Origin of the sequence: Cohnella zeiphila (assembly GCF_014212055.1) — a bacterium.
Classification (GTDB): Bacteria; Bacillota; Bacilli; order Paenibacillales; family Paenibacillaceae; genus Cohnella; species Cohnella zeiphila.
Genome location: NZ_JACJVO010000013.1, coordinates 84234 through 105307, shown reverse-complemented (window position 1 = coordinate 105307; position 21074 = coordinate 84234). Strand labels below are relative to the sequence as shown.

Genomic DNA, 21074 nt, shown 5'->3' with positions numbered 1-21074 from the left:
GGTTGACCTAATAATACGAAACGCCGCATTGCTGGTCATTGACGTTCAAGAAGCCATGTTTGACGAAGCATACCCCGTCTATAACGGCGATGCCCTGCTGGAGCGAATCGGAACGCTGATTGCCAAAGCTCGCGCCGGAGGTGTCCCTGTAATCTACATTCAGCATAACGAAGGGCCGGGAGAGCCGCTGGAAACCGGAACGTTCGGTTGGCAAATCCATTCGGCCATCGCTCCGAGCGAAGGGGATATCGTCATTCGGAAGAGCACTCCGGACTCGTTTCATCGCACCCATCTTCAAGAAGAATTGAAGAAGCTGGAAATCGAAAAGCTTGTATTGGCCGGAATGCAGACCGACTTGTGCGTCGACACGACCTGCCGCCGGGCATTCAGTTTGGGCTATGATATTGTTCTCGCCACGGATGCGCACAGCACGTGGAATTGCGGTTCTCTGACGGCGGAGCAGATCATAGAGCATCACAACAATGTTCTGAGATGGTTTGCGCAAACGGCGGATTCTGCGGATATTGCTTTTTAAGGAGGAGACTCGGTGAATCCGATTTTGCTCGATTTTCCAAATCGGCTGACGACCGAACGATTGCGGATTCGATCGCCGAGGCCAGGAGATGGGAAGGCCGTCTATGAAGCGATGGCGGCTTCTCGCAACGAGCTCAAACAATGGCTGCCTTTCGCGCAGCAAGAACCGGTCGAACAAGAAGTAGAAGCCAATCTGAGAGAAGCTCATGCCCGTTTTTTAAGAAGAGAGGATCTCCGGCTTCTGATCTTCAACAAGGAAACAGGCGAATTCATCGGGTCTTCGGGCCTCCATCGTCCGGATTGGGACGTACGTAAATTCGAGATCGGATACTGGATCGACACCCGGCATAGCGGAAAGGGATATATGACGGAAGCCGTTCGCGGCATAACGGAGTTTGCGTTTCGCGAATTAGCGGCAAGAAGGGTCTTCATTCACTGCGACCGGTTGAACGTTCGGAGCCGGGCGGTGGCGGAGCGATCGGGCTTCAAGCTCGAAGGGACTTTGGTTCACGATGGTCTATCGGCGGATGGAAGCCGGATACGAGATACGTGCGTGTATGCGATGACGGAATGGAGCAACGGATGATCATAGTGAGAACGGAAGTGGAGATTGATGCTCCGATCAGGGTCTGCTTCGATTGTGCCCGGGATATCGGTCTTCATACCCGCACGGTCTGGAAGCACACGAAGGAGAGTGCGGTTGGCGGAGTAACGGACGGCCCGATCGGACTCGGGGAGACGGTGACGTTTGAGGCGACTCACTTCCTGGTGCGGCAACGATTGACTTCCCAAATCACGGAATACCGGGAACCCTGCTGGTTCGTCGACGAGATGCGGCGGGGCGCATTCAAAAGCTTGCGGCATGAGCACGAATTCCAGGAAGCGAAGGAGAGAACCCTCATGACGGACACGCTGCTATTCGAAGCTCCGTTCGGCGTGATCGGGACTGTGACGGAAAGATTGGTGCTGGGGCGATATATGCGAAAGTTTCTGGAGCACCGAAACCTGGAGTTGAAGCGGGTGATCGAGCATGGGGAGTACCGGGTGGTTTGAGGACCAATCCCTCTCCGGACGCGCGCCAACGGATGGCGTTAACGATAAAAATCATCGTACGAAGAGACGGATCGAAGACGGCGAGCCTGCGTTGCGATGCAAAACATCGTAAACGCAGGCTCCATTTATTTTACGAGGATATAAAGCGCCGCATGCGGTACAAAACATCGTATGGTGACGCATCCGAACCTGCGCAAGTGCCCGATACGATGAAAAAGATCTTATGACAAGGCGGTGCGCCTATCCAAAGCTATCGATCCGAAAGCGGAGGATCCTGTTCCAGCCTATTCCATTCGTTGTTCCCGACGAACAGGCTGACGGCTTGGTTATAGGTAATGCCGGGGGCGCGGAAGTCGAGCATCATCTGGGCAAACGACGTGCATTTCTCGTACGTCGGATTCTGCAGCAGATCAAGGGCGGTCTCCACGAACCGGTCCGGCTTCTCGGGCGCGTTTTCCACGGCGGACATCATCGACTTATGGCAGGGGAACGTATTCCGGCTGTTGTTCCCGAACTCGATCCGGCTTCGAAGCCTTTGGTCGACCCCTTCCATTTGCTCCCCCACCGTCTTTTCCATAATTGGTCCTATTATACTATCTTTCGTATATTTGTCGTTTGTTTCGATGGCGGTTCCGGCAGAAAAAAGATAGACGAGAGGTGCAAACCCTGCTATTCTTAACCTCGTTAAATAAAGAATATTTTGGAAGAGGTGGATCGTCTGAAACGAAATTTGATCGCCGCGCTTATTCTGAGCCTGGTACTGGCGGCGGGGTTGACGCCGGCAGCCGGAGCCCGGGCCGCTGCCGCATCGTCCGCTAACCAAGCTCCCCATATTCTCTCCGTATTGAGCGACGGTACGATGCTGGCCGACAACGGCACGCTCTGGCGGCCGAACGACGGCAACGGACTGATTCAATCGCGGCCGCTTGCGGTTCGCTCCGTTTCGGGGACGTCGGCTAAAGGCATCGGCGTTCTTCCCGACGGTTCGATAACCGGCTGGACATGGGACAAGGATTACGGCAAAATCGCAAGCGCCTCCGAGGTCAAGCAGGTGTTCGGAAGCTGCTGGCTCAAGCCGGACGGCACCGTATGGACGTACAGCCTGCAGACAGGGAAGCCGGAACAGGTGCCGGATTTAGCCGACGTCGCGGTGCTGGATATCCGCGGCAGTAATATGGGAATGGTGAAGTCGAACGGAGAAATCGTCTATCAATCCGCCGGAACACAGCCTGTTGTGTGGGGGAAGGTACCGAATGCGGAAGAGGTGTCCGCCGTTCAGGTAAGCGGCGAATCGATCGCGACGCTGCTGAGGGACGGCCGAGTCGTTATCTACAACATCAATGATTTCGGAACGAATGAGGGCGATTCGAATTACTTGAAGCCGATTCCGGTCACGGTCGCTTCCGACGCAGCGGATATCGCGCTCGTCGATGGCGAAACCTTGCTGATCAAGCACAAGGACGGTTCGGTATCGCTCAACCATCCGGAGCAAACGCGAAGCGACAATGTGTCGACAACCGAGCTTGAGGGAATCTCGGGCGTCGATCGGATCGTGCCTTCCTCCGGCAGTGTTCTCATGTACGCCAGAATGGATGACGGCAGCTGGGTCGCTTACGGGGAAGACGGCAAGATGAGCACGCTGTCGATCCCGTATTTGCAAGAGCTCGCGGTGATGTCGATGGAGAAGACGAAGCTCCAGGCGGGAGAGAGCATAAAACCGCTGTTCGCGCTGAAATACAGCAACGGCGGCAAGACGGTTCTGACCGCCAAGGATGCGCGAATCGCCATCGCCAAGCCGTATTTGCTGAAACAGTTGGAGGACGGTTCTTGGAAGGCGCTCGCGGTGGGCGAAACGACCGTAACGATATCCGCAGCCGGATTATCGAAGACGGTCACCCTTTCCATCTCCCGGAGCAAGTTCCTTCAAGGCGGCAAAACGGTTGGCGGCGTGACGATGCTTCCGATGAAGACCGTATTTCAGACGCTGGGCGGAACGGTCGCGGCGGATGCGGGCGCGAAGCGTTACACGATCACGGTCGGCAAAACCCAAATCAAGCTGACGGCGGGCAGCAAGGCGGCGACGATAAACGGCAAGAACGCGACCCTGAAAGCCGCAGTGCGAACCGAACAGGGCCAAACGTATGTTCCGGCCGACTTGCTGAGCGCAGCGCTTGGCGCCAAACTCTCCTGGCAAGCGGCGACACAAACGCTGAGCATTGCGCTCGGACAGGCGACGATGAGCGTAAGCACGTATCAGCCCGGTCAGACGACGAAGACGGTAAGCGGCCTTTACACCGTTCCCGGCAAAGGTCAATATGCCGGCTATCTGCTGCTGAAGGGGCATCCATACGAAAGTACGACGGCTATCTACTTCCAATACAACGGAGAGATGATCCACACCGTTCTCGTCGACTTGCGCAAAGTCGACCTGAATCGCAAGGTCACGTGGACCGACGATTATGGCTATAAACATACCAACACGGTTGGGCAACTGCGGAAACTCTTCGCGGCTTTCAGCAATCAATACACGGACGATTGGCTGCTGGCAACGTTCGGGGACGTCTACATGGATTACTTGACTCCCAGCATACCGTCCGACCGGCTGATCGACCAATACTTGCGGGAAACCGGACAAACCCAATAAACTGCACGAAAGCCACCCTGTCAAGGGTGGTTTTTTTTACGGCACGCCGATTTCCTCCAAAAAAAATAGCGCTTTCAGAGCCATGGCATTCTGCCTTACAATAATAGAATACATGAACAAGCGGCCGGACTCCTTCTTCCAAGGCCGCTTTCCTTTTCGATAAGGGAGGGTTCCGATGGCCGGCCGAATCCGATTCCGCAAGCTGATCAGCCGATTCCGTTTCCGCAAAGTGCGCAGCCGCTTTTTCGCCGCGATGATCCTGCTCTCCCTGCCGCCGCTGTTCCTGCTCGGGTACGTGTCGTTCAATATCGCCCGGGATACGCTCATGGACAACAACACGAAGACGAACAACGACCACCTGCAAACGTCCAGCGAAGTCGCGGATCTGCTGCTTCGAAGCATCGTCAACTTGAACCGGTTCATCGTCCTGAACGACGAGATCCGCAACGACCTGCGAGAGAGCGAGATCAAGACCAGCGAGGAACGAAGCGAGATGAACAGGCTCACGATCAACCGGCTGCAGCGGATCATCAACAGCAACTCGTTCGATACGCGCTACATGGATTCCTTGTGCGTCTTCGACCTGCACTATCAGACCTATTGCTGGGGGAGGTCGGACGACGCCGGAAAGTACGAGATCCCGAACAAGAAGGAAGCGGTCGAGCAGTCCGACTGGTACCGGCAAGCGGTCGAGGCGCAAGGCCGGGTCGTGTTTTTCCCGTATAACGTGCTGGGGGACAACGCCGACTCCTTCTCTGCCGTCAAGCTGTTTCGCGATTCGGAGAGCCCGGAGGGGAAGCCGATCGGACTGCTCGTGACGAACTTGTCCAAGTCGATGTTCGGAAGCGTCTTTAACGGAAGCGAGGACAACGGATCGTTCCTGGCCATCGATTCATCGTCCGACCCGGCGCGGATTGTTTACCCCGAACCCAACCGGACGAGCCCGCCCATCGCCGCCGGAAGCCTGCAGCAGATGATCGGGAACCTCGAGAAGCAAGGGTACCTGATCAGCGAATTCCGCAATCAAACCACGCAGTGGACGTTCGTCCACCTGATTCGGAAAAGCCGGCTGCTCCAGCAATCGAGCCGGATCGGAACGGCGACCGCTTGGATCGCCTCCGCGCTCGCCCTCGTCGCGCTCGCCATTTCCTTCGTCGTGTCCGGAAGCATCACGCGCCCCTTGCTGCAGCTGAAAAAAATGATGATCGAATGGAACAAAGGCTCGCGCGAGATCGGCGGCACCTTCCAGGAGGACGAGGTCGGCGCGATCGGCGAGACGTTCAAGCGGATGGCGCTGGAAAATCAGGAACTGGACGCCCGCCTGTTCCATTCGGAGCTGAAGGAGCGGGAGGCCGAGCTCCGCGCGCTGCAGGCGCAGATCAAGCCGCACTTTCTGTACAACACGCTGGACTCGATCTATTTGATGGCCAGGCTGCATAGAACGGAAGAAGCGGCGGCGATGGCGCTCGCCTTGTCCGAGAGCTTCAAGCTCAGCCTGAACAAAGGGCGGGAGACGATTCCGGTGTTCAAGGAATTAAAGCATATCGAGCATTACATGACGATTCAGAACATCCGCTATAACGGGCGTTTCCGTTACGAGGCCGATGTCGATCCCGGCGTTCTCGGATTCGAGATGCTCAAGCTCGTCCTTCAGCCGTTGGTCGAGAATGCCATCTATCATGGATTGGAGCCGAAAGTCGGGGAGGGGAGCGTCCGGATCGAGGGGCGCAGAGACGGCGACTTCCTGTTTTTCGCCGTGGAAGACGACGGCGTCGGCATGGATGACGTCCTTCAAACGGAGCAGGGATACGGTCTTCGCAACGTCCGCGAGCGGCTGACATTGTATTACGGGCCTTCGAGCTCGTTCCTCGTGAGCAGCCGGCCGGGACGGGGCACCCGCATCGAAATTCGCATCAAACCGTTCGCGGAAGAGGTGAGGAAGAATGCTTAAGGCGGTTCTGTTCGACGACGAGTACATCGTGCTGGAGGCTCTTGGCGCTTTGGTCGATTGGCGAGGACTAGGGATCGAGCTGGCCGGCACGGCCGGAGACGGCTTGTCGGCGCTGGCGACGTTCCGGGAGAAGCGGCCGGACATCGTGCTGACCGATATTCGCATGCCGGGAAAAGACGGTCTGCAGCTGATCGAGGAGATTCTGGAGGAAGCCCCGGACACGTGCTGCATCGTATTCAGCGGATTTAACGAATTCGAATACGTCAAGCGAGCCATTCAGCTCGGGGTCGCCGATTACGTGGAGAAGCCGATCACGGAGATCGGCATCGAGCGGGCGCTTCGCCAGGCGCTGGGACGGATCGGCAAGCGGGAGCACTTGCGGGAGCTGGAGCGCAAGTGGTCGGACAGCCGACAAGAGCTGCTCGAGAAGGCCGTCTGGGAGCTGGCGATGCACGGCGGGGAAGCGGAAGCCAAGTGGCGGGACTGCTTCGGACCGGAAGCGGACCTCGTAATCGGCGTCACGGCGATGGCCGCGGCGGAAGCGTTCGGCTTGCCGGAGCATCCCGCCTATCGCGTCGTTCCGGTCGCAGGCGACTTCGAGAAGCTGGCCGTCGTCTTTCACTTGATGGAATTGCCCCATGCGTATTGGGACGACGTCGCCGGCGATCTTGAGACCGCGGGTATAGCCGTAGGCGTCGGCGGTACGTACCGCGAGGCGGGGGATGCGCCGCGCAGCTTGAACGAAGCGCGCCGGGCGCTGAAGTCGGCCCTGTTCCTGCGGGTCAAGGGAGTCGTTCGATTCGGCGAGCTGGGCGAGCGGTTCGCGTCGCCGGACGCCTTGTCGGAGCGCGAGGAAGCGATCGTCCTGAGCATGCGGTCGGGCAACAAGACGCTGCTCCTGGACCAGGTCGACCTCTTCCTGGATTACATCCGTTCGGCGAAGATGAATCCCGAGCTGGCCGAGCGCGAGATGCTGAGGCTGATCTATCTGACGGCGGAAGCCGCCAAGGAGCATGGGGAGCCGTCCGTTCCGGCTTCGCGCGACCTCTCCATGCCTCACGTCGAGATCCGGGAGGCGGCGGCGCGAGGCGTCCTGCCGGACTGGTTCCGGGCGCAGATCGAAGCGATCGCGGAACAGGCGCTTAAGGAGCGCGAGCGGAACAAGCACGCGGCGGTGGAACAGGCTCGGCTTTACATTGAACGGAACGTAACGCGGGACGTTTCCCTGCAGGAGGCGGCCGACCATGTCGGCCTCAACGCGACGTATTTGAGCGTGCTGTTCAAGGAAGTGATGGGCGAGACGTATATCAAGTATTTGACACGGTATCGGATGGAGATGGCGAAGACGCTGCTTCGCAAAGGGCTCAAGGTATGCGAGGTCAGCGAGAAGGTGGGCTATTTGACGCACCGCCATTTTACGGAAGTGTTCAAGAAGCATACGGGACGGACGCCCGGCCAATTCAAAAACTCGGATTAGCCGCGGTCCGCGCATCCAAAAAAAACGGAACCGGCATCAAAAGAATGTGGCGCTTCCGGTGAATGCGCTTTCCGATAAAATGAAGGCGTAGGGTACCCGGGCCCTTTCCTCTCTCCAATCCGAAAATCAGGGGGACCAACCGAATGAGCCAACCGAACAAAGCTTTGGCCGTGCTGTCCGGCGTCGCGCTTCTCTCCGGCCTGCTCGCGGCCTGCGGAAGCGGGTCTTCGAACAACGCAGGGAACGCTTCGTCAACTTCATCCGCTTCATCCGCTCCATCGTCCGCTAGCGCGAGCCAGCCGGCTTCCGGCAGCGCATCTCCTTCTTCCGGCGCCTCCGCATCCGAGGAGCCGAAAGAGAAAGTGACCATTTCGCTTCTGTCAGACAACTCTCAAGATGGGGTGGCGACCGCCAAAGCGCTGATCGATGCGTTCGAAGCTAAATACCCGAACATCAAAGTCGAACAAGAGACTCGCCCGCAGGGCAGCGAAGGGGATAACTTCGTGAAAACGCGCCTGGCCACCGGGGACATGAACGACGTCTTCTTCTACAACTCCGGCTCGCTCATGCAGGCGTTGAACCCGGAGCAAAATTTGCTGGACATGACAAACGAACCGTTCCAGGCGAACGTTCTCGATTCGTTCAAATCGACCGTCACGCTCAACGGCAAAGTATATGGCGCCCCGGTCGGGTCCACGATGGGCGGCGGCTGGTTTTACAACAAGAAGATCTACGCCCAGCTCGGTCTGTCGGTGCCCAAAACGTGGGCGGAGCTGATGGACAACAACAAAAAAATCAAGGACGCGGGCATGACGGCGATGATCGGCACCTACAAGGACACGTGGACTTCCCAGCTGATCGTACTGGCCGATTACTTCAACGTGCAGGCTCAGGACCCGACTTTCGCCGCCGACTACACGGCGAACAAGGCGAAGTACGCCACGACGCCGGCCGCCCTCCGCAGCTTCCAGAAGCAGGAAGAGACCGTCGGCTATTATAACAAAGATTATCTGGCGGCGACTTACGACGCCGGCCTCAAGATGCTGGCCGAAGGTAAGGGAGCGCACTATCCGATGCTGTCGAACGCCGTATCGGCCCTCCTTCAGAACAATCCCGACCAGATCGGAGATATCGGCTTCTTCGCGCAGCCGGGCGACAGCCCGGACCAGAACGGACTGACGGTCTGGATGCCGGGCGCCGCCTACATTTACAAGAACAGCCCGCATCTCGAGGAGGCGAAGAAGTTCGTCGATTTCGTCGCTTCGACGGAAGGTACGGCCGTCATGGCCAAGGTGTCCCAACCGTCCGGTCCTTACGTGATCAAGGGAGCGACGCTGCCGGATGACACCCCTCAGGTCATCAAAGACATGCTTCCGTACTTCGAGACGTCCGGCATGACGGCGCCCGCGCTGGAATTCCTGTCTCCGGTCAAAGGCCCGAGCCTCGAGCAGATCACGGTCGAGGTCGGCTCCGGCAAGCGGAAGGCGGCGGACGCTGCCGCCCTGTACGACCAGGACGTCAAGAAGCAAGCGCAGCAGCTCGGACTTGCAGGCTGGTAAACGGAAGAACGGCCCTGCCGAACCCGCGCAGGGCCGTCCGCTTCGCCGCGAATCGGGAGGGATCGGAATGACCAAAGTGTTCAAACGGATTTACACCTACAAATTTCTGCTGCCCGCGGCCATCGTCTACATCGTCATTTTCATCGTGCCGACCGTCATGTCCTTCTTCTTCAGCCTGACCCGATGGACGCTGCAGGATTGGGATTTTATCGGGCTGCAGAACTTCCGCACCTTTTTCGAGGAGCCGTCCTTGACCATCGGCTTCAAAAACACGCTCATCTACGCGGCCGTCACCAGTTCCATGAAAGTGGTCTTCGGCCTGCTGCTCGGCGTGTTCCTGACGGGCAAGATCCGGACCAAGAGCTATCTTCGCTCCGTCGTTTTCTTCCCGACGCTCGTCAGCACGATCGCCGTCGGCATCGCCTTCAGCATGATGATGCATCCGACCATGGGGCTGCTCAACCAGGCTCTGGCGCAGCTCGGAATTGAAGGACCGGACTGGCTCGGGGACACGCGGATCGCGCTGCTGTCGGTGGCGTTCGTAGACATATGGAAAGGCGTCGGCCTGGCCACCGTCATTTTTATCGCCGGCATTATGGCCATTCCCGAGGAATATCACGAAGCGCTTCAGATCGACGGAGGGAACGCCTGGAACAAGTTCTGGAACATCATCGTCCCTCTGAGCCGCCCGGCCACGAACGCGGTCATCATCCTCTCGTTCATCGGCGGGCTGCGGTCGTTCGACCTCATCTGGTCGATGACCAAGGGCGGCCCGGGCTTCGCGACCGACGTGATCGCCTCGATCATTTATAAGCAGTATCAAGGCGGCTTTTACGGGCTCGCGACGGCGGGCAACGTCATTCTGTTCCTGTTCGTCACCGCCATCGTTTACCCGCTGTCCCGTTATTTGACGCGTACGGAGGTGGACCTATGAGCCGCCGTCTGCGTAAGGTCGGGATCGAAGCGGCCGCCGTGCTGGCGAGCGCCGTCCTCTTCTGGGTTCCGCTGTACTTCGTGCTGGTGACCGCGATGAAGAGCGCCAAGGAAGCGTCCGATATGAGCTTGAAATGGCCCGCGAAAATCCAGCTGTGGCAAAACATCAAGGACGTCGTCGCCTTCCGCGACCACATGCTGCTGCGAGCTTTCTGGAACAGCTCCGCGCTCACGGTGCTGTCGCTGGCGGCGATGGTCGTCGTCTGCTCGATGGCCGCCTTCGTCATGCAGCGCCGTAAGGACAAAGCGACTCCATGGATCAGCTTCTTCGTGCTCGCCGGCCTGATCATTCCTCCGGCGATCGTGCCGACGATCTGGGTGCTCGACGAGATCCATCTGTTCAAAACGATGACCGGTCTCGTGCTGGTCGAGGTCGCGCTCGGATTTCCGTTCTGCGTCATGCTCTACCGCGGCTTCATGGCCGCGATCCCTCGCGATATCGACGAAGCGGCGGTCGTGGACGGCTACGGCGGCTACCGGCTGTTCTTCACGATCATCTTCCCGCTGCTGAAGCCGGTGACCGCGACGATCATCGTCACGCAGGCGGTGGCCATCTTCAACGACTTTACCAACCCGCTGTACTTTTTTCCCGGCTCCAAGAACGTCACCGTGCAGTTGACGCTGTACAACTTCACAAGCCAATTCATCTCGCAGTGGAATCTGCTGTTCACCGACATTTTGCTGATTACGATTCCGCCGCTGGTATTGTTTATTTTTTTCAATAAAAAAATCGTGGCCGGCATGACGACCGGTTCGGTCAAAGGCTGAACCGGCTTGCGTCATCATGAGGAGGAGAATGGGATGAACGAATTCAGAGTGGCCGACGTCGCCTGCGAATACCGCACGAATCCCCTGGGGCTCGGGACCGCAGCGCCCCGTTTCGGCTGGCGGCTCGTTTCGGACCGGCGCGGTACGCTGCAGCAGGCCTATCGGATCGTCGTGGCCGGAGCGGACGGACGTTTCGAGTCGCCGGTGTGGGATTCCGGCGTGCGAGAGAGCGATACGTCCATTCAAGTCGAATATGCCGGACCCGCGCTTCAGTCGCGTACCCGTTATACGTTCCGGGTAAAAGCATGGGATACGGCGGGGCGCGAGTCCGATTGGAGCGATGCCGCCTCGTTCGAGACGGCGATGTTGGGCGCGGGAGAATGGCAGGCGTCCTGGATCACGCCGAACGCGGCGGGAATCGATCCGCAGGCGGAAGCCGCGTTCCTGCTGCGCAAACGGTTCGAGCTGAAGGATGGGATCGTGTCCGCCCGCGTATATGCAACTGCGGCGGGGGCATACGAGCTGTACGCGAACGGCAGGCGGGTATCGGAGGACGTGCTCGCTCCCGGTTGGACCAGTTATCAGTATCGCATTCAATATCAGACGTACGACGTGACGGATTTCTTGCAGGCCGGCGCCAATGCGCTCGGCGTTCATCTCGGGGACGGCTGGTACCGCGGCGGCATGGGATTCGAGGGCCGGAACTTCCGGTATGGGGAACGAAGAGCGGCGCTGATTCAGCTTCACGTGCGTTACGATGACGGGACGGAGGAGATCGTCGTCTCCGACCCCTCTTGGCGCTGCCGGACGAGTCCGGTCTTGTACGCGTCTATCTATCACGGGGAATCGTACGACGCCCGCCTGGAGTGCGGCGGCTGGAGCGAGGGCGGGTTCGAGGACGCAGATTGGACCGCCGCCGAAGCGCTGGATTTGCCGATGAACGTGCTCGTGCCGCAGGAAAACGTGCCGACGCGCGTGACGGAAACGATCCGCCCGGTGTCCGCCTTCGTGACGCCGGCCGGCGATCACGTGCTCGACATGGGGCAGAACATGGTGGGGCGCGTGCGGATGACCGTGCAGGCTGCGGCCGGCACGAGAATCGAGCTGCGTCACGCCGAGGTGCTGGACCGGGACGGCAATATTTACTTCGGCAACCTGCGTCCGGCGAAGCAGACCGCGGTTTATACGGCCAGAGGCGAAGGGACGGAGACGTATGCGCCCCGCTTTACGTTCATGGGCTTCCGTTACGTGAAAGTGGAAGGGTATCCCGGGGGCGCTCCGCCGCTGGACGCGTTCGTCGGGGAAGTGATTCATTCGGATATGGAACCGACCGGCTCGTTCGTAACGTCGGATGAACGCGTCAATCGGCTGCAGAGCAACATCCTGTGGGGGCAGCGGGGCAACTTCGTGGACGTGCCGACCGACTGCCCGCAGCGCGACGAGCGGCTCGGCTGGACCGGAGACGCGCAGGTGTTCATCAGCACGGCTTTGTTCAATTTTCACGGCGGGCCGTTCTTTACGAAGTGGCTTCGCGATCTGCGGGCGGAGCAGCATCCGGACGGCGGCGTGCCGTTCGTCGTTCCCGACGTGGCCGGAGGAGCGAGCTCGGCCGCATGGGGAGACGCCGCGGTCGTTTGCCCATGGACCGTGTACCAATATTACGGCGACCGGCGGTTGCTCGCGGAGCAGTACGGCAGCATGAAAGCGTGGGTGGACTATATCCGCGCCCAAGGGGACGACGAGTTTTTGTGGAACACCGGCTTTCATTTTGGGGATTGGCTCGGCCTCGACGCCAAGGAGGACAGCTACGTCGGCGCGACGCCGCGCGAGCTGATCGCAACGGCCTATTACGCTTACTCGTCCCGGCTCGTTCGGGATGCGGCAAAAGCGCTTGGTCATCGGGAGGACGAAGAAAAGTACGGAGAGCTGCACCGGCAGGTCGTTCGGGCGTTCCGCGAAGAGTTCCTTACGGCGACGGGAAGGGTCGCGGCCCCGACGCAGACCGCGCATGTGCTGACGCTCATGTTCGAGCTGGCAGACGAGAGCGTGCGTCCTCGCGTGGCGAAGGATCTGAACGACTTGATCGTGGAGAACGGCTACCACCTGACGACCGGCTTCGTCGGTACGCCGTACTTGTGCTTCGTGCTGTCGAACCACGGCTACCACGACACCGCAGTCCGGCTGCTCCTGCAGGATAGCTATCCGGGTTGGCTGTATTCGGTGTCCAAGGGAGCGACGACGATCTGGGAGCACTGGGACAGCATCAAGCCGGACGGCTCTTTCTGGAGCGACGACATGAACTCGTTCAACCATTACGCGTACGGGGCGATCGGCGACTGGTTGTATCGCAAGGTAGCGGGGCTCGACATGGACCCCGCGGTACCCGCGTTCAAACGCGTCCGGATCGCGCCGCAGTTCGGGACGAAGTCGCTCTCGTTCGCGTCGGCGGCGCACTTGTCTCCCTACGGAAGGATCGAATCCGGCTGGAAGGTAGACGGCCCCCGCATCGAGGTGATGGTGACGATTCCGCCGAACGCGGCCGCGGACATCGAGCTGAAGGGGGCGACGCTCTCCGAATTGTCGGAAGGCGGCCGGTCGTGGGACGCCGCAGAGGGAATCTATTCCGCGGCAGAGCATGCGGGGGGCGTCTCGCTGACCGTCGGTTCGGGAAGTTACTCGTTCCGTTACGAGAATGCAGATTTGTTCCGGGTCGTTTATTCGGAACAATCCGTGCTGTGCGACGTTCTGAACGACGAAGCGGCGGCGGAAGTGCTGCGAAAGCATCTGCCTCACCTGTTCGAAGGGCCGATGCTGAAGTTCATGGGCACGTCCACCTTGAAGCAGATCGCGGAAAATGGCTTGACACGCGTGTCATCCGGAGTCATGGATGCCGTACTGGCGGAGTTGGCGGCTCTTTAACGGCGCGGTGAACTATGGCTCATCTGGGTCTGGCGGCGTTACGCAGGCAGTCACCGAAGAGCGAGCGTGAGCGCTAACGAATTCCAGCGGCGCTATTTCGGCGAAAAACAGGAGGGGCCGAACGTAACGAAACGAGAAGACCTTATGAAGGCGGAGGATGGCCGTTTGCCGGATGAAACGGACAAATAAGCTTCCTCCGATTTGTTAGTACGCAAACCTCTCTCTTTTTCGCCGAATAAGATCGCTAAAATTCGTTAGCGAGAGAGCGACGACGGGAGCACGCTCGCATGCTTGAACGGCACGAATGTGCCGCAAAGCCGGCAGGGCAGCCATTTGCCGAGACAGCAAATGCCGCATCGACGATGGCCGCTCCCTTGCGCAGCTTTGACGGGGAGATAGCCGGAAAAATCGTCTGCCGTGGGCTTGTGGCGGGCCGAACAGGTGGAGATAGCCGAGAAAATCGGCTATCGCAGCCTCGCGATGGGCTGAACTGGTGGAGATAGCCGAGAAAATCGGTTATCGCAGCCGTACGATGAGCCGAAATGGTGGAGATAGCCGAGAAAATCGGTTATCGCAGCCGTGCGATGGGCCGAACTGGTGGAGATAGCCGAGAAAATCGGCTATTGCTGGCTCGCGGTGAGCAATATTGCGCGAATATGAGTTTCACGATAGAGCTGCGACTGGCAAGCGATCATGTCGACAAGACCGGCGAAGGCCGGTCTTTTTCCGTGCCGCCTTCCCTACAAAGGTAACGGGCGCCGGCTCTTGCATAAAAAAAGAGGGAGGCTCGTTCAAAAAAAGAGGGAGTCGAAATATGGAAAATTTGATCGAAAGAGGGATAGAATGTCGAATGAAATCATGGTAAGTTGATCGTGCATTTATACCAGGAGAAGGAGTGTTGAATGATGAGTCAAAATTTGTCGGTCAGAGCCGCGAATCCCGCGGAGCAAGCCAAGCTGTTGATGGGGCAAGCCGCACCGCAGCAGACGGCGGATCCGAGCATCTCCTACAACGTAAGTCTGGGGGTGAATGACGGAGATTTTGTGCTGAACTGGACCGTCACTCCGAAGGTATACGGAAGATGGGATTGGGTGGGCGTTTTCAAATCCCCCGAAGACGCTCAGTCGAATCCGGACGGCAATTATATGTTCGGCGGCTGGCAGTGGGCCGAAGACGGGAGCCCCTATCAAACAAGAATTTCCGTCAACAGCGGCTATGTCGTCGCGTACGTCGTATGGAATTATGGCGCCGACGAGTATCAGGCCGTAGCAATCTCCAATCCGTATTAAGCGCGAGGCGGCAGACGAGCATGCGTTAGAGGTTGCCAATCCGCAGCATCCTTCCCGCGCTTCCGTTATCATGTTCACAAGGGACCGGCTTTAGGACGATCGAGTCCATAGCCGGTCCTTCCTTGTGCAAATCAGAACCATTCAATGGGGTCCGCGTACTCGTTCAACGTTACTCCGGCATCCTGCATCGTTGCGACGCGCTTTCCGTTGACGCGTATGTTCTCGAAGCGGATGTCTTGCCGACGGCGCGAATAGAGGCGTGAACGACGGCGCCGGCTGCGAGATAGACGGCTTGATTGTCGTGCATATCGATGATTCCGGGTGAGTGAACGCCCGGCCCGAAGGATAACGTGTTTGGATCCGCGGGATCAACGCCGCCGCGCTCCGGCGGGTTCACGAACAGATGCAGCGCCTGGTGCAAGCCGTCCAATTCCCCGGGTTCGCGTAGATGACGCCGCCGCTCGAGAAGCCGGTCTGATAGTGATAGACGCCGCCGCCGAGATCGTCGAATTCGGCGTTCGTCACTTCATGCGCCGCTGCATGGATATCCGTGACAGTGGCGTCGAAAGTAAAGCCGCGTTTGAATTCCGGGAGTAGATAGGCCGTCGGAATCTCGATTTCCGCGTTGGTCAATCCGGACGGCGTATACAAGATCGTCTCGTAACGCGCGACTTGAATGTTCAGATAAGTAAAGCCTGCTCCGAGGTTCAACGAGGAATCGTCGAGAATGATGTTTTTGCCGAGCTGCCAGTCCTTGTAGACGACCGGAACGTCGCTGAGACCTCCGTTGAAGCTCGTAAAATTCCATTCCAGCGGAATGGCGCGCGTGCTTTGGATTTTTCGGACCGATGTGCCGGAGTTCGCGTAACTTGCGATCGGCTAGCCGTGCATCCAGTTCGGATCGCTGCTTGCCGTGAAATCTCCGCCCTCGGTCGGCAGCGCATCGGAGTCCGTGAACGCGAGCGAAGACTGCATCTCCCGTCCGTAATCGGTATGGTCGATGAGCTGCTTGCCGTTCCACCAATATTCCCATACCGTACCTCCGGCAGCCGGATTCGATTTGACCGTCAACCGGGATCCGGAAAGGGTCAGGAGGGAAGCGTTCCCGCCGAATCGCGGGGATAGGCGTACCGGTCGGACAAGCTCTCGTCGCCGTACCCGCCGAACGTCAAGGAATCGGACATGAGCGCATGATCGCCGGAGGAAGAGTCATATCCGCGGATCATCCGAGTCGATCCCGACGGTTTGGATGCCGCTTTCCACGGGTTGGCGAGAATTCCTTCCAGCGAATAACCTCCTTCGGACGAGGACGTCGAGTCCATGTGATCGCTTGACGTGGCCAAGCGGTAGAGGGGATTTCGCGTGCTGTCCGAATAACGCGGCGCATAGTATACCTGACCGTTCGTCGGGAATAAGGCAGCTTCGCTTCGGCTTGCCGTGCTCATCTTGTCGCTTGCGGACGGAGACACCTCCCAAATGATGTTCAAGCCGGTCTGCCGGGCCCTCAGATCGGCATGGGACGTCGCAAACGCGGCAGGGGAAAAGCCGGCGGTGCAGCAGATCGGCACAAGCAGCGAAGCGGTCGTTTTTCCGAAAGGCATTTTTCGGAGTCCCAAGAAAGCAAATAAACTTGTTTATATTTAAGTATACTATGACAAATTTATGATTGAAATAAGAATACCTAGGAGTTATATTATAGGCGAGTTCCACCTTAAAAACGTAGAGGAGGATATTTATGCTTCGAAAGCGAATGCGCAAGGTGTCGGCTGCAATAACGGCAGTTTTGCTTCTCCAGCTGCTGCTGGCGGCCGTTGCCGCGGCGGGGCCGTACGACCCCGATCTTCACCAGTCGGATAACGTGACGATCGGCCAGGATCTGTTCCCGGGCCAAATCATCGACGGCTTCAACACTGCGGACGATGTGGCGAGATGGAAAGCCGGGACGAACACGCAATCGGTCCAATTCGCCACCAGCATGCTGAACGGACCGAACGGGCCGTACGAAGGCGCCGGCATGCTCGAAGAAGTGCCGAGCGTCGTGAAAGTGTACGAATGGCGATCGATTTACCGCGAGTTCGACGAGCCGCTCGACCTTTCGAATTTCCGTTACCTGGCGTTCGCGGCGGACAGCTACGGCTGGCAGGCGGCCGATTATGCGATGAAGATCACGCTTTTCAGCGGCGACGATCAATTTGAAAACGTTGCCATGATCGCGCACGACAGCTGGAGCCGCGTATTCGTCGATCTGAGCGGCTGGGCGGGACGAAGCTCCATCTCCAAGATCGAAATTTCGTTTATGCAAAATTTCGATCTGGCCGGCATCGAGCCGGGAGCGCCCGGCTACGATTCCTGGAACGGCCGCTTCCAGATCGATTCGCTGGCGGCGACGAACGCGCTCGACCTCACGTTCACGGGGGAAGGCGCCACCGAAGGATTCACGGCTACCGGAGGCGGCTCGGTGGAGGCGACCGGCGGCCAGCTGGTTTACTCGATCGGCGGCGAAGGTGATGCGCTGGAATCGCCGGTGCTGGCCATTGACGCCGGCAAGCGCAACGGTCTGGCGGTCACGATGACGAACGAGATCGGCGCGAGCCAGCTTACCGTGCAATGGAAGACGGAAGGCGGCGACTGGAACGACGCCGACTCCAAGACGTTCGACATCCCGGCCGAAGGCACGTTCACCCAGGACCTCAACTTCTCCGACCAGGCGGCTTGGACCGGTACGATCGCGGCCTTCCGGTTTCTCGTTCCGGCATCGTCGGGAACGCTGAAGATCGACCAAATCCGGCCGAAGTGGGTGCCTCCGCTGCCAACGTCTTATCAAGGGACTGCGCAAGCGCGAATCGTCGCGGACGGGCAGATCGAAATGGAAGGCACGCTGCCGCAATCGTACGCGGATGCTCACCCGAACGAACGTCTCTATCTGTTCGAATTGGCCACGTACGAAGATCCGGAGACGGCGCTCGCCGCGGCCGCGCCATTGGCCGATACGGAACTGACGGCGTCGTTCCGGTTCGAGACCGGAGTGAACGACGGGCAGAGAAGCCGGCTTTATTCGAAATTCGTCGTGGCCTCCCGTTCCGGCGACGGAACTTACGCGCCGGTTGCCGCGCCTCAATACGTCGTCAATCCGGAAGCGGCAGCGGCGAACACGGAACCGTATCCGACGGCGAAGAGCATCAAGGGGCTGCAGGTGCAGATGACGGGCGACGCCCAGGAGCTGGGCATCAGCCATGCCGCCCTGAACGTCGCGTACAATCAGCTGACCTACAAAACGAACAACCATCCGGACAACACGATCCCTTACGAGGTCGAAGGCAAAACGTACTATTTTCGCAAGAACCAGATCGAGCAGTTGGACCGGCAGATCAAGAGCTTGTCCGACAACGGCATCATCGTCACCCTCATCCTGATCATGTACGACACGAAGGACCCCGACTCGGCGAACGAATATTTGCTTCATCCGGACGCGCAGCCGGGCGGCACGGTGTACGCCCTCAACACGTCCAATGCGATCGGCGTCGAGTACGTGAAGGCGGTGACCAAGTTCCTGGCCGACCGCTACTCCATGCCGAACGAACCCTACGGCCGCGCGGTTAACTACATCGTCGGCAACGAAGTCGGCCAGAACCAGGTGTGGAACAACATGGGGCCGAAGACCGTCGACGCTTACGTTCGGCAGTATGCGCAGACGCTGCGCCTCGTCGATACGATCGTCAAGTCGGCCTATGCGAACGCAAGAACGTACATTTCGCTGGACCACTTCTGGGACGAGAACCTCGGCGGCGACTCGATGTGGAAATACGACAACAAAGTCATCGTCGACCAGCTGACGCAGCTGACGAAGTCGGAAGGGGACTTCGGCTGGAACATCGCGTTCCACCCGTATCCGGAAGACCTGTTCAACCCGCGCTTCTGGAACGACGCGGACGCGGCGGAGTCGCCGGACACGAAGCTCATTACGTTCAAGAACCTGGACGTTCTCGTGAATTACATGAAGCAGCAAAACAACTTGTACGACGGGGCGATGCGGCGCATTATTTTGTCGGAGCAGGGCTTCCACAGCCTGGCCAACACGCCGGACGACCAGAAGCTGCAGGCGGCGGCTTACGCTTACGCCTACTATAAAGTCAAATTCCTGGACGGCATCGACGCCTTCATCCTGCACCGGCATGTCGACCACGGCCAGGAAGGCGGCCTGAACCTGGGGCTGTGGACGCACGAGCCGGGCTCGGTCGTCACCCCTTACCAGCACAAAACGATTTACGACGTGTTCAAGTATATCGATACGAGCCGTTCCGCGGAGGTGACCGACTTCGCCAAATCCGTCATCGGAATCGGCGATTGGAAGGACGTCATTCCGAACTTCGACCCGGGCAAGCTGGCCGACCGGCCGATTCCCGCGGCGAACGGTCTGGATTTTATTAAGAAAAACAACCAAGCGGACGCGGACGGCAGCTTCGAAAACGGAACCGACGGATTCGCGGCTTCGGACGAAGTCACGGCCGTCCGGCGCGATGCGGGAGACGCTTTCGAGGGCGACGGTTATTTGACGGCGCTCGTGAACAGCGCGTATTCGCTGAACTGGGCCGGGGTGCAGAAGAAGTTCGCGCAGCCGGTCGACGCGCGGAAGACGCCTTACTTCACGGCGGCGCTGGCCATTCCGAACGCAAAGCCGAACAAGAGCTACTATGCGAAAATCATCGCGTACAGCGGCAACGACAGCGTGGAGGGAACCGCGAAGCTGGATCCGGCCCAAGGCTGGCAGCAGCTCGCGCTGCCGCTCGGGAAATGGGAAGGCGCCAAGTCGATCGACCGCGTCAAAATCTGGGTCCGCTCCGAAGGCGGCGAGCCGTGGTCGGGCCAAATCCGCATCGACGATGCGACGTTCGCCAAATCCGTAACCGCCGATCCGAAATACGCGAACATGGAGGTCGAAGCCAGGCTTGTCTCCCCGAAGCTGGAAGCAGGTTCGCAAATGGAAGTAACGGTGACGAATCACGGATCGGCTGAGCTTAACGGCGTGCTGGACGTCCAGTCGTCCGGCGGACTGACCGTCCAGCCGGCAGGGGTCCCTTCGCCGGAGTCGTTGGCTCCCGGAATTAGCGTGCCGATCCCGCTGCACGGCATCGGCACGGATGAAAGCGCGACCTTCACCCTTCAAGCGGTGAATTACACGCCGCAGGACGGCGCCGAGCCTACGCTTACGCTGAGTTACAAAGGCCGTCCGTTCCCGTTCGTTCTGGCGGCGGACGATCCGGGAACTCCGGCCGACGGTTCTTCCTACGGCTTTGAAGGCAGCGTGCAAGGATGGACGGCGGGCGACAACGTGGCGTCCGTGGATGCGGTGCAATCGTTCGCGAACGGACCGGGCTCTCCGAGCGAAGGACAGTATGCGCTTGCCGCGCATTCCCAACCCGCGGCCGCGACAGCCTGGCGGACCGTGAAGGTTGCGCCGGGCACGCCCCTCGATCTAAGCGCGGCGAAGGCGTTCGCTTACGATATCGATTCCTACGGCGGAGTGCCGGGCGCGACCTACGAGACGCGCATCACGCTGCGCAGCGACAGCGGCGACCCGTTCACCTATACGACCGCCATGTCGCCGGATAAGTGGAACCGGATTACCGCCGATATTTCGGGCTGGGCGGGGCGATCCGCCGTAACGTCCGTTGAGATCTCGTTCCATGCCGTCGGCAACGACATGGCTTGGACCTCGGACTTCCAATTGGACAGTGTCGGCCCGGTTCAACCGTAACGCAGCAGTCATCGTGCTGCGAATCCGCCTGCCTGGCAACGGGCGGGCGGATTTTTTAGTTGTCATCAACGACAATAAAGTATATTATAATTTTATAAAGAATACTTTGTTCAATAAAAATGTGAAAAGGAG

General features: G+C 59.0%; 16 protein-coding genes. 12 read left to right on the top strand and 4 right to left on the bottom strand.

Annotated elements, in window-relative coordinates:
• The 3 genes from H7C18_RS12305 to H7C18_RS12295 form a co-directional block, all read left to right on the top strand.
• Window positions 1-535 (top strand): cysteine hydrolase family protein (locus H7C18_RS12305; protein WP_337913389.1); only part of this gene is annotated, 535 nt, incomplete at its 5' end.
• Between the two features lie 12 nt (window positions 536-547).
• Window positions 548-1120, top strand: a complete 573-nt coding sequence (locus tag H7C18_RS12300) for a GNAT family N-acetyltransferase (RefSeq protein WP_185129363.1) — start codon at window positions 548-550, stop codon at window positions 1118-1120.
• Window positions 1117-1587 (top strand): SRPBCC family protein, encoded by a 471-nt coding sequence (locus tag H7C18_RS12295; protein WP_185129362.1) that lies wholly within the window; start codon window positions 1117-1119, stop codon window positions 1585-1587. The genes H7C18_RS12300 and H7C18_RS12295 overlap by 4 nt, the downstream gene beginning before the upstream one ends.
• 250 nt (window positions 1588-1837) lie before the next feature.
• Here the strand turns inward: H7C18_RS12295 and H7C18_RS12290 are convergent, their stop codons facing one another.
• Window positions 1838-2140, bottom strand: a complete 303-nt coding sequence (locus H7C18_RS12290; protein ID WP_185129361.1) for a hypothetical protein — start codon at window positions 2138-2140, stop codon at window positions 1838-1840.
• 156 nt (window positions 2141-2296) lie between these two features.
• Between H7C18_RS12290 and H7C18_RS12285 the strand changes: the two genes are divergently transcribed.
• From H7C18_RS12285 to H7C18_RS12250, 8 genes are all read left to right on the top strand, one after another.
• Window positions 2297-4231, top strand: a complete 1935-nt coding sequence (locus H7C18_RS12285) for a stalk domain-containing protein (protein ID WP_185129360.1) — start codon at window positions 2297-2299, stop codon at window positions 4229-4231.
• 175 nt (window positions 4232-4406) lie between these two features.
• On the top strand, window positions 4407-6182 hold the full coding sequence (locus H7C18_RS12280; protein WP_185129359.1) for a cache domain-containing sensor histidine kinase: 1776 nt from the start codon (window positions 4407-4409) through the stop codon (window positions 6180-6182).
• Entirely contained in the window at window positions 6175-7659 is a 1485-nt protein-coding gene (locus H7C18_RS12275) for a response regulator (RefSeq protein WP_185129358.1), read from the top strand. Before H7C18_RS12280 ends, H7C18_RS12275 begins: the two co-directional genes overlap by 8 nt.
• Window positions 7660-7802: 143 nt before the next feature.
• Window positions 7803-9218 (top strand): ABC transporter substrate-binding protein, encoded by a 1416-nt coding sequence (locus H7C18_RS12270; protein WP_185129357.1) that lies wholly within the window; start codon window positions 7803-7805, stop codon window positions 9216-9218.
• Window positions 9219-9285: 67 nt separating this feature from the next.
• Window positions 9286-10152, top strand: a complete 867-nt coding sequence (locus tag H7C18_RS12265) for a carbohydrate ABC transporter permease (RefSeq protein WP_185129356.1) — start codon at window positions 9286-9288, stop codon at window positions 10150-10152.
• Window positions 10149-10979 carry a carbohydrate ABC transporter permease gene (locus H7C18_RS12260; RefSeq protein ID WP_185129355.1) on the top strand — a complete coding sequence of 277 codons (831 nt, stop codon included), beginning with the start codon at window positions 10149-10151 and terminating at the stop codon, window positions 10977-10979. Before H7C18_RS12265 ends, H7C18_RS12260 begins: the two co-directional genes overlap by 4 nt.
• A gap of 33 nt (window positions 10980-11012) precedes the next feature.
• Window positions 11013-13898: an alpha-L-rhamnosidase gene (locus H7C18_RS12255; RefSeq protein WP_185129354.1), complete on the top strand. Its 2886-nt coding sequence runs from the start codon at window positions 11013-11015 to the stop codon at window positions 13896-13898.
• A 905-nt stretch (window positions 13899-14803) separates the two neighbouring features.
• Window positions 14804-15187 carry a hypothetical protein gene (locus tag H7C18_RS12250; protein WP_185129353.1) on the top strand — a complete coding sequence of 128 codons (384 nt, stop codon included), beginning with the start codon at window positions 14804-14806 and terminating at the stop codon, window positions 15185-15187.
• A gap of 393 nt (window positions 15188-15580) precedes the next feature.
• Here the strand turns inward: H7C18_RS12250 and H7C18_RS12245 are convergent, their stop codons facing one another.
• The 3 genes from H7C18_RS12245 to H7C18_RS12235 all read right to left on the bottom strand — a co-directional run bounded on the left by H7C18_RS12245 (window position 15581) and on the right by H7C18_RS12235 (window position 16788).
• Window positions 15581-15898 carry a hypothetical protein gene (locus tag H7C18_RS12245; protein WP_185129352.1) on the bottom strand — a complete coding sequence of 106 codons (318 nt, stop codon included), beginning with the start codon at window positions 15896-15898 and terminating at the stop codon, window positions 15581-15583.
• A 168-nt stretch (window positions 15899-16066) separates the two neighbouring features.
• Window positions 16067-16258, bottom strand: a complete 192-nt coding sequence (locus H7C18_RS12240; RefSeq protein WP_185129351.1) for a hypothetical protein — start codon at window positions 16256-16258, stop codon at window positions 16067-16069.
• Window positions 16259-16275: 17 nt separating this feature from the next.
• A complete protein-coding gene (locus tag H7C18_RS12235; RefSeq protein ID WP_185129350.1) occupies window positions 16276-16788 on the bottom strand; it encodes a hypothetical protein in 513 nt (170 codons plus the stop codon).
• Window positions 16789-16922: 134 nt separating this feature from the next.
• Between H7C18_RS12235 and H7C18_RS12230 the strand changes: the two genes are divergently transcribed.
• Window positions 16923-20942 carry a DUF5722 domain-containing protein gene (locus H7C18_RS12230; protein WP_185129349.1) on the top strand — a complete coding sequence of 1340 codons (4020 nt, stop codon included), beginning with the start codon at window positions 16923-16925 and terminating at the stop codon, window positions 20940-20942.
• Window positions 20943-21074: the final 132 nt, after the last annotated feature.

What these genes read in the sequence shown, in the direction of transcription:
- H7C18_RS12270 (WP_185129357.1), top strand. Translation starts at nt 7,803, where the DNA reads ATGAGCCAACCGAACAAAGCTTTGGCCGTGCTGTCCGGCGTCGCGCTT.
- H7C18_RS12295 (WP_185129362.1), top strand. Translation starts at nt 1,117, where the DNA reads ATGATCATAGTGAGAACGGAAGTGGAGATTGATGCTCCGATCAGGGTC.
- H7C18_RS12260 (WP_185129355.1), top strand. Translation starts at nt 10,149, where the DNA reads ATGAGCCGCCGTCTGCGTAAGGTCGGGATCGAAGCGGCCGCCGTGCTG.
- H7C18_RS12255 (WP_185129354.1), top strand. Translation starts at nt 11,013, where the DNA reads ATGAACGAATTCAGAGTGGCCGACGTCGCCTGCGAATACCGCACGAAT.
- H7C18_RS12290 (WP_185129361.1), bottom strand. Translation starts at nt 2,140, where the DNA reads ATGGAAGGGGTCGACCAAAGGCTTCGAAGCCGGATCGAGTTCGGGAAC.
- H7C18_RS12250 (WP_185129353.1), top strand. Translation starts at nt 14,804, where the DNA reads ATGAGTCAAAATTTGTCGGTCAGAGCCGCGAATCCCGCGGAGCAAGCC.
- H7C18_RS12230 (WP_185129349.1), top strand. Translation starts at nt 16,923, where the DNA reads ATGCTTCGAAAGCGAATGCGCAAGGTGTCGGCTGCAATAACGGCAGTT.
- H7C18_RS12235 (WP_185129350.1), bottom strand. Translation starts at nt 16,788, where the DNA reads ATGCCTTTCGGAAAAACGACCGCTTCGCTGCTTGTGCCGATCTGCTGC.
- H7C18_RS12265 (WP_185129356.1), top strand. Translation starts at nt 9,286, where the DNA reads ATGACCAAAGTGTTCAAACGGATTTACACCTACAAATTTCTGCTGCCC.
- H7C18_RS12280 (WP_185129359.1), top strand. Translation starts at nt 4,407, where the DNA reads ATGGCCGGCCGAATCCGATTCCGCAAGCTGATCAGCCGATTCCGTTTC.
- H7C18_RS12275 (WP_185129358.1), top strand. Translation starts at nt 6,175, where the DNA reads ATGCTTAAGGCGGTTCTGTTCGACGACGAGTACATCGTGCTGGAGGCT.